Origin of the sequence: Chitinophaga lutea (assembly GCF_003813775.1) — a bacterium.
Taxonomy (GTDB): domain Bacteria; phylum Bacteroidota; class Bacteroidia; order Chitinophagales; family Chitinophagaceae; genus Chitinophaga; species Chitinophaga lutea.
This window is the reverse complement of sequence record NZ_RPDH01000002.1, coordinates 2550272-2563534: the sequence shown is the minus strand read 5'-3', so window position 1 is coordinate 2563534 and position 13263 is coordinate 2550272. Positions and strand designations below refer to the sequence as shown.

Genomic DNA, 13263 nt, shown 5'->3' with positions numbered 1-13263 from the left:
GATCATCTTGACTGTAGCAACGGTATTTATCACCGGCACCGGTTTTCTGACGAAACTGGAGCCCGGCGACCTGCGGGCGCTGTATCAAAAACCGGTAAAGGAATGGCCGAAACCGGATATCGATTCCGGGGTGGTGTGGGCGGAATTTAAATCGCTTCCCAAAACGGATACTGCTTATTTCGGGCTGATGGCCCAGCCCAAAGTGAAGCTGGGCAAACTGCTCTTTTTCGATCCCCTGCTGTCCAGCTCCAGCCAGATTTCCTGCAGCAGTTGTCACGATCCGCATCTGTCGTGGGGCGACGGCCGCCGGGTATCGCTCGGCACAGACCACCTGCAGGGCACCCGCAACACGCCCAGCCTGCTCAATATCGGGCAACGGAAATCTTTCTTCTGGGACGGGCGTGCTTTTTCGCTGGAAGACCAGGCGACCTTCCCCATTGAAGCCCACCACGAAATGAATATGAAAGCCAGCGAGCTGGGCCCGAAACTGAGCGCGATCAAAGCATATCGCATGCTGTTCAGGGAAGCGTACGGGAATGAAGAAGTGACGACGGAAAAAGTGGTGACCGCACTGGCGGAATTCCAGCGCACCATCACCAGCCGGCGAAGCCGCTTCGATCGCTTCCTCGATGGTGAATACAAAGCAATGACCGATGAAGAGATACACGGCATGCACCTCTTCCGCACCAAGGCGCGCTGCATGAATTGCCACAACGGGCAGTACCTCACTGATGAAAGTTTCCACAACATCGGCCTGACCTATTACAAACGCAAATACGAAGACCTCGGCCGTTATAACCTCACCAGCAACCCCGCCGATGTGGGCAGGTTCAAAACACCGTCGTTGCGGGATGTGATGCATAACGCGCCCTGGATGCACAACGGGCTCTTCAACGATATCACGGGGGTGATCAACATCTACAACAGCGGCATGCATATGATCGACCCCAAACCCGAGCAGAAGCAGCAGGACAGGCTGTACCCCGTTACAGACCCGCTGCTGAAAAAACTCAATCTTACCAAAGAAGAAATCAAGGCTCTGGCAGCATTCATGGACGCCATTACGGCCACGCAGTACAAGATGCAGCGGCCCGATCTGCCGAGGGATTAACCGGTCTGATCAGCATATAACAAAACGGGTGTTTCATTTTGAAACACCCGTTTTGTTTATCATCAGGTCCCATACGCGGCACCGGTCAGGCGTGTCCGGCGCATTCGCCGCAATTGGTGTTGTATGATAATACGGTAACGGCTTACACGATATCCCACCGGCCGCGCTGAAGGAATAAACAATGATTGCTTCAGGCCCAAAAATAAAAGGGTGTTCCGATGAATCGAAACACCCTTTTATCGTGAAAAAGCAAATTTTCAGCTATAGCCGAAAGAGTAAGATTTCTCCACTTTCCAGCTTTGACGCATGGCCCAGCGGCCATAATTGTTTCTGCGTGACCTGTCGAAATAGAAACTCAGAAACTCCTTACATCTAGGATAGTACAGTCTGAGGACGTACATAGTAACAAATGTCATCATAGGGATATGGTTATAGGATTTATAGGCTCGTTTTCATAGTTGCATCCTTTCGATGCAGCTGTACTTTTTTCTGATAGCTAGTCTGTGGTATTTATAAGGCACCCGGCTCCCCTGCCGGTACTCGTCTTCCGCTCAAAACTTATAGGATTCCAAATATAGTATATATGTTTAAAGTATGTAATAACACTTATGTGTAATTTTACCGGTGAATGTAGTAGGCATTCGCCTGCGCCGTTGGCGTTACCACCAGGTCGTTGATGCATACATGCGCCGGCAGTGCGCAGCAGTAATACACCACGTCCGCCACATCTTCCCCGCTCAATGGCGTAAAGCCTTTATACACATCCTTCGCCCGGTCTGCATCCCCTTTGAACCGCACCAGCGAAAACTCTGTTTCGGCGGCGCCGGGGTGCACGGCCGTCACTTTGATGTTGTAGGGCAGCAGGTCGATGCGCATGCCCTGGGAAAGGGCGTCTACGGCCGCTTTACTGGCACAGTACACGTTGCCTTTGGCGTACACGGTTTTGGCGGCGGTGGAACCGATATTGACGATATGTCCCTTTTTACGGGCCTTCATCCAGGGCATCACGATGCGCGATACGTAGAGGAGGCCTTTCACGTTGGTGTCCAGCATGGTATCCCAGTCGTCCGGATTGCCTTCGTCGATGGTGGAGAGGTCGAGGGCGAGGCCGGCATTGTTCACCAGTACATCCACGGCCTGCCATTCGGCGGAAAGGGAGCCGAGGGCCGTCGTACAGGCTTCACGGCTGCGGACGTCGAATGCCAGGGTGGTTACCTGCACGGCGTACTGCTCCTGCAATTGCTGCTTCAGCTCGGCGAGGCGTTCAGCCCTGCGGCCGGTGATAATGAGGTCATAACCTTCTTTGGCAAATCTTGCTGCACAGGCTTCACCAAACCCGGCCGTTGCGCCGGTGATAAGGGCAATTTTTCCAGTCTTCATGATACAGTATTTAACGCAGCAAAGTTACCGTTCCTTTCTTTGATATTTTCTGCCCGTTCAGGTCGATGCCTTCCAGTATCCAGAGGTAGGTGTCGATGGAGGCGGGGCGGCCGCGGTAATACCCGTCCCATCCCCGCCTGAAATCGAGGGAGTCGAAGATCAGTTCGCCCCAGCGGTTGAAGATGCGGAAATAGGCGTATTCCCGGATGCCTACCGGGATAAACCGGAAATAGTCGTTCAGCCCGTCGCCGTTGGGAGTGAAGGCGTTGGGGATATAAAATTCGGGGCCGGTATAATATTTCACGTTGATGGAATCGTAGCCGAAGCAGCCCTGTGCATTGCTCACGCGCAGCACGAGGTTGATCTCGCTGTTCCAGTTCAGCGTCGGGTCGCGCACGGCAGGGTCGGAGAGGCCGGTGGAAGGCGACCATGCATAGATGTCGCCGCCGGAGCCCTGGAGCCGCAAGGGCTGCCCCCGCGCCAGAATGGTGTCGTTGCCGGCAAAGGGATTCACTTCGTACAGGCGCAGGTTTTTGATGACGGTAGCGGCACAGCCGCGGTTGGTTTGCAGCTGCAGCGTAACGGTGTACACTTCCCCATGGGGGAACTTGTACACGGGGTTGGTTGTCAGCGCCGTGTCGAGTTTGGTGCCGGGCACACCGAAATCCCATTTCCGCGATGTGATGCGCCCGTAGCGGTAACTCGACGTGTCGTTGAAATACACGGGGTTTTCACGGCAGAGCCCGTCTGCGGTAAAACCCGTACGAAGGCCAGGGTAGTTGTTGATACGCCCCGTGGTACTGTCTGTACAGGGCAGGCCCGGGTTCACGATCAGTTTGACCGTGTAAGAGCCGGTATCGGGGAAGTGGTGGAAAAATACGTTACGGGAATCGGTGGTGGTATCGGTGCCGTCGCTGAAAATCCATTTGTAGGTGGAAGTAAACCCGGCGGTGCTGTTATTGGTGATGGGCACGGCGAACCCCAGTGTGTCGTTGCAATGGTTGAGCTGGGTGGGGGTGGATGCCACAATCCGCGTTACGCAATTGTACACGGTGATCAGGATGTCTTTATGATGCACGCCCAACAACCGCCCTGTTGCACGGTCCCATTCGGAGACGCATACAGACACCACGAATTTGCCCGCGCGGTCCGGCACACCCGTGATCAGGCCGCTGTTGTCTATCGCCATGGCGGGGTTGCCGCCCATGGGCGTACCGCCATGATAGGGCGGAATATAACTGACCGTGGTGGTGTAGGGAGGAGGCGTTACAGACTCACCCGTCCGAGAGCTCCCGCCGGCCAGTGCGCTGCACAGGGAATAAGTCAGGCTGTCGCCATCCGGGTCCGTGGCGGAGTAATTATAACGGAAAGGGAGCCCCGCGCAAATCACCGGCGCCTCATCAATCCCGAAATACGCGCTGTTATTGCCGGGCCTCAGATCGCTGCCCGGTATCACGGTGTAAAAAGTGGAACCTTCCCTTTCGGAGTTGTAAATGTTAGTCAATGCCTCGCCGCGGCAGCAGCGCTGATAAGACACATAATAACCACCCGGTACAGGCGCCAGGTCTATGGTATCGCTTTCGTAAAATGCCACTTCGAGGTAGATGGTTTGCGGGGCCAGGCAAGGGTTCTTGAGTGTATCGCGGATGGCGCGGGTGTTTTTGATGGTGAGCAGTTTGGCGGGTGTTACACGTTGGCCGGCGGCGTTGAAGATGTTGATGGGAACGGGATTCTCGAAATAGTCAAGGCAGCCCTGGCGCGTGCCGCACACAAAATCCCCGTCCCTGTATAGTTTTAGTATGAAAACATACCGGTAAGCACCGTTGGTGAAATTATATCCCACCGTGCGGTAGTAGATCTCGCCACCGATAATATGATATGCACTGGCGGCACCGATCCATAAATAAAAGAACAAAAGCAGGATAACAGATTTGCCCATGGGGAAAGGCTTTTCTTGCTACTCTGAATTTACGGAAAATAAAGGGCCTGCTGAAATATAAATGGGCTGAAACGCGCTCCAGTGCTATATAAAAAAGTTAATAAAGTGTAATGCTTTAGTTGATAGTTTTATCCGGAAAAAGGCAAAAAGAGGAAGACCGGATTGGAATGATGGCCCGGCTTTTTGTATCGGGGAATTATTTTGAAACGGGAAAATAAAAACGGCGTACCGGCGTTGTGGCGGCTTTTATCGTATCAATACCACAGTGCCTTTATACTCAACCATTTGCCCGGTATCGTTCAGGCCGCCTACCACCCATACGTACGTTCCATTGTCTGCGCCCCGGCCGTCCCAGCCCTTCATGTATTCCTGCGTGTTGTACACCAGTTGGCCCCAGCGGTTATACACGCGGAAATAATCGAGCCGGGTGATGCCCACGGGTATGGGGCGGAAGAGGTCGTTCAGCCCGTCGCCGTTAGGACTGAAGGCGTTCGGCACATAAATCTCCGGCCCGGCCATAAAACGCAGGTTGATATCGTCTTCGCCCAAACATCCTTCTTTCGTATACACCTTCAGGTGGTAGGTGAAAGCACGGTCGATGGTGGTCAGGGGGTTGGGGATGTTCGTGCTGCTCAGGCCGTCGGCCGGGGACCACTCGTACCGGAACCCGCCGGTGCCGTTCAGCTGGAAGGGCCGCCCCTTGATGAGGATCGTATCGTTGCCGGCAAATGCGGGCACGGGCGGCACCACGTTTATCGTTACATCGGCGGTGACCGCTTTGGGGCATCCCAGTGTATCGGTGACCGTTACTGTGTAGGTCGTAGTGTCTTTCGGCCAGGCCTGCGTGCGGGCGCGGCGGGGACTGGTAAGCGTGGCGGCAGGCTCCCAGCGGTACGACGAGCCTCCGCTGGCCTCGAGCCAGATCGTTTCGCCGTGGCAGATGGTGGCGTCCGCGCCGGCATCCGCCCTCGGAGGGTCTACCAGTTTGTAATACACCGAATCGCGGTTGAAACAGGTGCCGAGCGTCACCAGTATTTCGTACATCGAACTGCGCGCCGGGGTGATGGTTACATTTTGCTGGGCGCCCACTACCTGCCGGGTGTCCACGTCTGTCCAGGTAAAGGCGTACGGCCCGTCTACCACGGCTTTCAGATCAACCGGGTCGCCGGTGCAGATCACGCTGTCGTTCGGCGCGGTCACCAGCAGTTTATCCTTTACGTCGATCAGTACTTTTTTGGTGTTCACGCAACCGGTGGCGTCTGTAAAGGTCACCTGGTATTCCGTGTCTACCTTGGGTGAAACAGTGGGCGTAGGGGTGTTTTCGCCGGTGATATTGTACAGCGGCCCCCACTGATAAGAGCCGGGCAGCAGGCTTTCCGCCCGCAGCTGCAGCACGTCGTTGATGCAAAGCGCCGTATCGCGGGTGGTCGTGAAGGGCGGTTTATCGTAGATCGTAAATGTTTCGGAAATGGTGCGCTCGCAACCCTTGTCTGTGCGCATCAGTAGTTTCACCGTATAGTCACCGGGCACGGTGTATTGCCAGCGTGGATTGTTTTGATTGGAAGTGTCGTTCTGCAGGGCGGCTTCCCCGAAGTCCCATTTCAGGTATTCGAAATTGCCCACGTCGTTGGTAGACGTATGCCTGAAATCCGTCGGTTTGGTGGTGCAGAGGCCGGCCACATCGAAGGAGGGACGGAGGAAAGGATATACATGCACGGTGGCGTACGCACTGTCTCCGCAACTGCTCTGCTGATCCACCACCAGCTTCACCTGGTAAGTGCCCTGCCTGGCATATGTGTGCGGGAAAGTGGCGAGGTCGGTGGTGACGAACAACGGCGAGCCGTCACCGAAATCCCATACGTATTCCTTGCCTGGCGTGCTGTTATTCACGAAATTGATCGTATAGCCGTCACAGTCCGCATACTTATCCGGCATGGCGGCGGTTACCTGCCGTACGCACGACTCCACGGTGAACTGAAACTCTTTACGGTGCTCGCCGATCAGCACCTGGTTCCGGTACTCGCGCACAGACACGGTAACGATGTACAGCCCGCTACGCGGTGCGATGCCGGAAATAATCCCCGTGTGCGGGTCGATGGTGACTTTGTCGCCCAGCGGCTGCGCCGCCGTAAAGGGGCTGATGTAGCTCACCGGTACACTGGGCGTCTGGGAGCGGGTGGGCTTCGGGTCGCCCTGCGTGCCGCCGGTATAGGCGGTGGAAAACGAATACACCAGGGAATCGCTGTCGGGGTCCTCCGCCGCGAAGTTATACCGGAAGCGGTTATTGGCGCATACGATGGCGCCTCTTTCTGCTTCGAACCTTGGACTGTTATTGGCCTGGAACCCGCTGTTTGTGCCGGGGATGCGTGTAAAGTAAGTAGCGCCCACATCGTTCCGGTTCGACGAAATGTTCGCCAGGCCGGTACGGCGGCAGCACCGCTGGAAGGTGGCGATATATCCGTTTGAATTGGCCGGCAGTGTTACCTGGCCCGCGTAATACCCGATCTGGTAACACACGTATGGCGGGTTCACGATACACGGGTCGACGTCGTTGGCGGTGAAGCGCTGGAGGTTGTTCCGGTCGAAGCGGAAGGTGTTGTAATAGGTGCCGCCTGCGTCGTATATGCTGATGTCCACGTTCTCGTCGATCTGGGCGTCGCTGGCGTCGCAGCGGAGGAATAGCTTGAGGGTGAGGTTGTATACATTGTTGCCGCTGCCGTCTGTACGAACGTAAGTATAATACATCTCCCCGCCGATGATATGATCAGCCCGTGCAGCCATGGAACCCAGGCCCAACAGGAATATTAGCAGGAGTTTCCGCAATGTTCTGTAGTGCTACGACGAATGTTGGCAAAATGCAACGAAATGGTGTAATATCAGGTTGCTCTCTTCATATACCTCGAGCAATCCCATATGCCCCACCTGATCGAACAGGTGAATGCTGGCAACGGCCGGCATGATTACCTGCGATAACGCATTGTCGACCGGCACCGCCTGGTCTTCTTTTCCGATAAAAAATAAAACGGGCACTTTGATGGTCTTCAGCACCTCCGTACGGTCGGGGCGCGCCATCATGGCTTCGTAATAGGCGATGGCGCCTTCGGTGGTGCCGGAGGTCAGCGCCTGCTGGATATAGTTTTCGATCATCGGCGCCTGCCGGGTACGGAAATCCGCGGCGAACATGCTGGGGAGCATCTGCCTGAAAAAGGATTCAAGCCCGTACTGGCTGATCATCCGGATCGATTTCTGGCGGCCTTCTTTTTTCTCTTCACTGTCCGGCTTTGCCGTAGAACTGAACAGGCCTAGACCTTCCAGCAGGTGAGGGTATTTTTCCGCAAAAGCAAGGGCCACATAACCGCCCATCGAATGGCCGATGAGGGTGACCTGGCTGATGGCTTCGGCCACCAGTATCTCGTAAATGAATTCCGCCATGCTTTCGATGCTGAGCGGCGTGGTGAGCTGGGAGCGGCCCGTCCCCGGCAAATCGGGCACCAGCACGCGGTAATGGTTCCGTAAAAAAGCAGTCTGATGTTCCCATACGGAATGATCTTCCGCAAATCCATGTATCAAAATAACCGCTTTCCCTTCCCCTTCCGTCCAGTAAGCGCCGTCGCGGCCTCCGTTGTTAATTGTTTTCCACATACTTCCTGCGTATTACCCGTAAAACAATGGTGTATGTCAGCAGCAATATACAAAAGATCAACGGTGCTTTGGCAATGAAATCGACGAATCTTACATAGAAAGTCTGCCTGCTGCCGGGAACAAGTGCTGTTTTCAATACGCCTTCTTCCCAGTATGGCAGTGATTCGTGTATCCTTCCCCGGTCGTCTATCGCGCAGGAAATGCCGGTGTTGGCGCTTCTGACCACCCAGCGGCGGGTTTCGATGGCCCGGAGCCGGGCGTATTGCATATGCTGTTTGTGGCCCTGGGTGTTGCCCCACCAGCCATCGTTGGTGCTCACGGCCAGGAAGTTGGCGCCTGCCTGCACTTTTTGCGCCACCAGGTCGCTGTAAACCGACTCATAACAGATAGCGTCGAAAACCTTCATGCCGCCCGCCGCCGTGAAGAGGGGAACGCCCGGTGTCAGGCCGTAGCTGCCGGTGATGCCGCCGAAATCCAGCGCCAGTTTTTTCATGAAAGGGAGATAGTTCATGTACGGGGTGATTTCCACGCCGGGCACGAGCTTCACCTTATGGTATACCTGCACGTTCAGGGAGGTGTCGATCTGTATGGTGGAATTAAACGCATCGTAGGTGACGGTACCGTCCGACGTCGTGCGGGCGGAAACCGGGATGTCGTCGCTGCCGGTGTATTTTTTGTAGGTGGATGCGCCCGAAATGATGGTCAACTGCGGGTACTGACGCAAAAATTCACGGATGAGCTGCACTTCCGGCTGCTGGTTGAGCTCGTGCTCCCAGGCGCCTTCCGGGAAAAGGGCGGTTTCCGGCCAGATGGCGTACCGGGTGGAGACATCCGCTTTGGAGCGGGTGAGTGCGAGCAGTTTTTCGACCTGCTGCCGCGCCATACCGGTGGTGAACTTTTCATTGTACGGGTCGATGTTCGGCTGCACCACCACTACGCCGATGGCGGGCGCCTGTTGCCCCGCGGGCCGGACGAGCAGGGAGATGCCGATGGGCAAAAGGATGAACAGCAACGGTTTCCAGGCTGCTTTCCAGCCGGGCGCTTTTTTGTATTGCAGGATGGCTTCGTACACTAAAATATTGGCGAGCAGCACATACAGCGAACCGCCGGTAGTGCCGGTGAATTCGTACCACTGCACCCAATCCGGCCGCATCGCGAATGCATTGCCGAGCGTCAGCCATGGCCAGGTCAGTTCCCATTGCTGGTGGATGTATTCGAAGGTGAGCCAGTAGATGATCAGGGCAAAATAGGCCATGTTGCGGCCCATCTTTTCTTTGGCGATTTTGAAGCCGAGCAGGGGGATGCTCATCAGCAGCGCATTAAACGCGTTGGCGAAAACGCCGCTGGCCGGCACGGGGGTATTGCCTACCCACCAGGTGGTGCCGGTGTTCCATATCCACAACGCAAGATATACCAGGCCCCAGAAAATACCCCTTCGCTCTACCCGGTCGGCGATGGCCAGGAGGGGCACAAAACCTGCGAAAATCAGAAAGGTAAGAGGAGATGTGGGCCAGGCCGCCCACATGGTGCAGCCAGCCAGAATGCTGAGCAACAGGGGCGCGCGCTTGCTGAGGAAAGGGTTCATCGTTCAAAAATAAAAAGAAAAAAGGGCATCCGGAGCAGGTATGCGCGCGGTATGCCCTTTTTAATATGTTGTTAATAGTATGCTGATCAGCGGCTGTAGTTCGGCGCTTCTTTGGTGATCACCACATCGTGCGGGTGGTTTTCTTTCACCGTGGCGGATGTGATTTTTACGAACTGCGCGTCTTGCAGGGCCTTGATGTCTTTCGCACCACAGTAGCCCATACCGGCGCGGAGACCGCCTACGAACTGCTGCACCACTTCGGACAAATTGCCTTTGTACGGTACGCGGCCTACGATGCCTTCGGGCACCAGTTTTTTGATATCGGCTTCCACGTCCTGGAAATAACGGTCTTTGCTGCCTTCAGACATCGCTTCGATGGAGCCCATCCCGCGGTAGCTTTTGAATTTACGGCCTTCGTAGATAATGGTTTCTCCGGGGCTTTCTTCCACGCCTGCGAAAATGGAGCCGGCCATGATGGTGGAAGCGCCTGCTACGAGGGCTTTTACCATGTCGCCGGTGTAGCGGATGCCGCCGTCTGCGATCACGGGGATGCCTGATTTTTTCAGGGCCTGCGCGGCGTTCATGATGGCGGACAACTGCGGGAAGCCTGCGCCTGTCACCACGCGGGTGGTACAGATGGAACCGGGGCCTACGCCTACCTTAACGGCGTCCGCGCCTGCTGCGGCCAGCGCCAGCGCACCTTCCGCGGTGGCTACGTTGCCGCCGATCACCTGCAATTTCGGGAATGATTTTTTCAGCTTGCGGAGCGCTTCCAGTACGTGCACGGAGTGGCCATGCGCACTGTCGAGCGTTACCACGTCCACACCCACATGGATCAACGCAGCGGCCCTGTCGTGCAGGTCGCCGGTGATACCGAGCGCGGCGCCTACCAGCAGGCGGCCGAAATTGTCTTTGGCGGAGATGGGATAACTCTGCAGCTGCAGGATGTCGCGGTAAGTGATCAAACCGGTCAGTTTACCCTGTTTGTTGACTACGGGTAATTTCTCAATACGGTGCTGCTGGAGTATTTTTTCGGCTTTTTTCAGGTCGGTCCCTTCCGGGGCGGTTACCAGCTTGTCTTTGCCGGTCATTACCTCGCTGATGAGCCTTTTGGTGTTGGATTTTTCAAACCGCAGATCGCGGTTGGTGAGGATGCCGATCAGTTTTTTGTCGCCATCCACGATGGGAATACCGCCAATGCCATTTTCCCGCATCATGCGCAGCGCCTGCCCGATGGTGGAGTCGGCGCTCAGCGTGAGCGGATCGATGATCATGCCGCTTTCGCTACGTTTCACCTTTCTTACCAGCTCCGCCTGTTTTTCAATGCTCATGTTTTTGTGCAGGATGCCGATACCGCCCTCGCGCGCCAGCGCAATGGCCAGATTGGCTTCCGTTACAGTGTCCATCGCGGCAGACACCATGGGAATGTTGATTCGGATGTTCTTGGTAAGTTGGGAAGTGATGTTGACTTCTCTGGGCAGCACTTCTGAGTAGGCTGGTACCAGCAACACATCGTCGAAGGTTAGACCGTCAGCTACAAATTTCTGTTTGGATTTTCCCGCAGGCATATTGCAATTATTTTGGCAGTTTTCTAAATAATTGCACGCAAATGTACGACTATTTTACGTAACCAGCGCAGTTCATTTTTCATGTGCAGATTAATTGATATGTATTGCCGGGCATGGGGCGTACCAGCCCTTCCATTTCGAGCTGCAGCATGGCGCCGGAGATTTCCTGCTGCGGAACTCCGCTGCGGTGCTGGATTTCATCGATGTGCAGGTGGCCGCTGCCGAGTGTTTCCATAATATGCTGCAGGGCGGGCGTGAGGTGATGGAACAGCCGTCGCTGCACGGCAGGGGCGCTTTTGGGAGCGGCCGGCCGCCAGTCGAGCATGTCGAGCACGTCGTCCGGCCCGGTCACGAGCGCCGCCTTGTTGCGCCGCACCAGCTCGAGGCAGCCCTCGGAGCGCAGATCGCCGATGCGGCCCGGCACCGCCAGTACATCGCGGTTGTAACTGCCGGCAATATCGGCAGTGATGAGGGAACCGCCTTTGATACCGCTTTCGATCACCAGCGTGGCATCGCACAACCCCGCCACTATCCTGTTACGGCGGGGGAAGTTCTGTTTGCTGAGTCTGGTGCCGCTGCCGAAGTCGGAGAGCAGCCCGCCGTTTTCCTGCATCTGCCGCGCCGTGGCGGCGTGTGTGGAAGGGTACAGTTTGTCGAGCCCGTGCGCCAGCACGCCGATGGTAGGGAGGCCGCATTGCAGGGCGGTTTTGTGTGCGGCGATATCGATGCCGTAGGCCATGCCGCTCACGATGGTGATATGATGCTGCGTAAATGCGGATACAAACTGTTCGCAGATGGCCAGGCCGTATGCGGTGGGTTTGCGTGTGCCCACAACGCCCAGCATCTTTTCCGCCTGCAGATCAAGCTGCCCTTTGGTATAAAGCATCACGGGACTGTCGTAACAATGCTGCAAACGCTTCGGGTATGCCGCATCGGTGTAAAACACGGCCTGCACGCCGTTGCGTTGCATGAAGCCGATTTCCGCATCGGCCAGGTGGAAAGCATTGAAATGCCGGATGGCGGCCGCACGCTGCACGCCTACACCGGGTATGCATTCGAGGTGTTTTCTCTTTGCCGTGAAAATATCGCGGGCGGTGCCGAGTTGCCGTAATAGCTCTTTCGCCACTACGTCGCCTACCTGCGGAATGAGGGTCAATGCGATACGGTAGTGTAATTCATCGCGCATGGGTTAACAATTTAAGTACATTCAATGTACGTTTTTTTGGCGAAGTTTGCAGCACATACCTCCGCTTATGTATATCAGATATCTGCTTGCAGGATTGCTCATTTTCACCGCCTGCAAAACGCCACAACCAACTTCCGCCGTTTCTTTTTCGGCCACCGGCCCCGCCTGGGGAGCGCTCTGGCAGCAGCGCGCAGCGGAATACAAAGCGCTCTGCCTGCAGGCATACCAGGTGGCGGCGCAGCGCGTGGAAGTGATGAGCCATCAGCAAACCCTTCGCCCGCGGGCGATCGTAACGGACATCGACGAAACCATTCTTGACAACAGCCCCTTCTCGGCCAAAAACGCCTTAGCCGGAAAACCTTATTCACAGCAGGCCTGGGAAGAATGGACGGCCCTCGCCGCGGCAGATACCGTGCCCGGCGCGCTGTCTTTTTTCAAAGATGCCGCGGCGAAAGGGTTCACGATCTATTACATCACCAACCGCCTCGAAAAAGAAAGGGCCGCTACCCTGAAAAACCTGCAGCGCTGGGGTTTTCCGTTTGCCGACAACGATCATCTCATCCTGTCGGACGGCAATTCCAATAAAGAGCCCCGCCGTGCCGTGGTTGCCCGGAAATTTGAAATCGCCATGCTCGTAGGCGATAACCTCGGCGACTTCGCGGAAGTGTTTTACAGGAAATCGCCGGCGGAAAGAAGCGCCGCCGTTGATCAGTTGCGTGACGAATTCGGCGGAAGGTTCATCGTGCTGCCGAACGTGATGTACGGCGACTGGCTCAGCGCCCTGGCGCCGCGCGGGCTCACGCCGCAGCAAACGGATAGCGTGCTGAAAAAGCAGGTCAGGGAATTTTGATA

Annotated in this window: 9 protein-coding genes; 2 read left to right on the top strand and 7 right to left on the bottom strand. The window is 55.9% G+C overall.

Features of this window, described 5'->3' with window-relative positions; all coding sequences use genetic code 11:
* Window positions 1-7: 7 nt before the first annotated feature.
* Window positions 8-1111, top strand: coding sequence for a cytochrome-c peroxidase (locus EGT74_RS22755; protein WP_220392931.1), 1104 nt, complete (start codon window positions 8-10; stop codon window positions 1109-1111).
* Between the two features lie 618 nt (window positions 1112-1729).
* On the opposite strand, the gene EGT74_RS22750 is transcribed toward EGT74_RS22755, so the two are convergent.
* From EGT74_RS22750 to dprA, 7 genes are all read right to left on the bottom strand, one after another.
* Entirely contained in the window at window positions 1730-2491 is a 762-nt protein-coding gene (locus EGT74_RS22750) for an SDR family NAD(P)-dependent oxidoreductase (protein ID WP_123848824.1), read from the bottom strand.
* A 10-nt stretch (window positions 2492-2501) separates the two neighbouring features.
* On the bottom strand, window positions 2502-4430 hold the full coding sequence (locus EGT74_RS22745) for a T9SS type B sorting domain-containing protein (protein ID WP_123848823.1): 1929 nt from the start codon (window positions 4428-4430) through the stop codon (window positions 2502-2504).
* 246 nt (window positions 4431-4676) lie between these two features.
* Window positions 4677-7211 carry a PKD domain-containing protein gene (locus tag EGT74_RS22740; protein ID WP_123848822.1) on the bottom strand — a complete coding sequence of 845 codons (2535 nt, stop codon included), beginning with the start codon at window positions 7209-7211 and terminating at the stop codon, window positions 4677-4679.
* A gap of 54 nt (window positions 7212-7265) precedes the next feature.
* Entirely contained in the window at window positions 7266-8072 is an 807-nt protein-coding gene (locus tag EGT74_RS22735) for an alpha/beta fold hydrolase (protein WP_123848821.1), read from the bottom strand.
* A complete protein-coding gene (lnt, locus tag EGT74_RS22730) occupies window positions 8056-9657 on the bottom strand; it encodes an apolipoprotein N-acyltransferase (protein ID WP_123848820.1) in 1602 nt (533 codons plus the stop codon). Before lnt ends, EGT74_RS22735 begins: the two co-directional genes overlap by 17 nt.
* A gap of 86 nt (window positions 9658-9743) precedes the next feature.
* A complete protein-coding gene (gene guaB, locus EGT74_RS22725; protein ID WP_123848819.1) occupies window positions 9744-11225 on the bottom strand; it encodes an IMP dehydrogenase in 1482 nt (493 codons plus the stop codon).
* Between the two features lie 79 nt (window positions 11226-11304).
* The gene (gene dprA, locus EGT74_RS22720; protein WP_123848818.1) at window positions 11305-12411 is read right to left on the bottom strand and encodes a DNA-processing protein DprA; all 1107 of its coding nucleotides are present in this window, start codon (window positions 12409-12411) and stop codon (window positions 11305-11307) included.
* Between the two features lie 67 nt (window positions 12412-12478).
* Here dprA and EGT74_RS22715 point away from each other — a divergent pair, with 67 nt between their 5' ends.
* Window positions 12479-13261, top strand: coding sequence for a 5'-nucleotidase, lipoprotein e(P4) family (locus EGT74_RS22715; RefSeq protein ID WP_123848817.1), 783 nt, complete (start codon window positions 12479-12481; stop codon window positions 13259-13261).
* Window positions 13262-13263 lie beyond the last annotated feature (2 nt).

Excerpts from the sequence above, each read along its gene's own strand:
- EGT74_RS22750 (WP_123848824.1), bottom strand. The coding sequence starts at position 2,491 with ATGAAGACTGGAAAAATTGCCCTTATCACCGGCGCAACGGCCGGGTTT.
- EGT74_RS22745 (WP_123848823.1), bottom strand. The coding sequence starts at position 4,430 with ATGGGCAAATCTGTTATCCTGCTTTTGTTCTTTTATTTATGGATCGGT.
- EGT74_RS22740 (WP_123848822.1), bottom strand. The coding sequence starts at position 7,211 with ATGGCTGCACGGGCTGATCATATCATCGGCGGGGAGATGTATTATACT.
- EGT74_RS22735 (WP_123848821.1), bottom strand. The coding sequence starts at position 8,072 with ATGTGGAAAACAATTAACAACGGAGGCCGCGACGGCGCTTACTGGACG.
- lnt (WP_123848820.1), bottom strand. The coding sequence starts at position 9,657 with ATGAACCCTTTCCTCAGCAAGCGCGCGCCCCTGTTGCTCAGCATTCTG.
- guaB (WP_123848819.1), bottom strand. The coding sequence starts at position 11,225 with ATGCCTGCGGGAAAATCCAAACAGAAATTTGTAGCTGACGGTCTAACC.
- dprA (WP_123848818.1), bottom strand. The coding sequence starts at position 12,411 with ATGCGCGATGAATTACACTACCGTATCGCATTGACCCTCATTCCGCAG.
- EGT74_RS22715 (WP_123848817.1), top strand. The coding sequence starts at position 12,479 with ATGTATATCAGATATCTGCTTGCAGGATTGCTCATTTTCACCGCCTGC.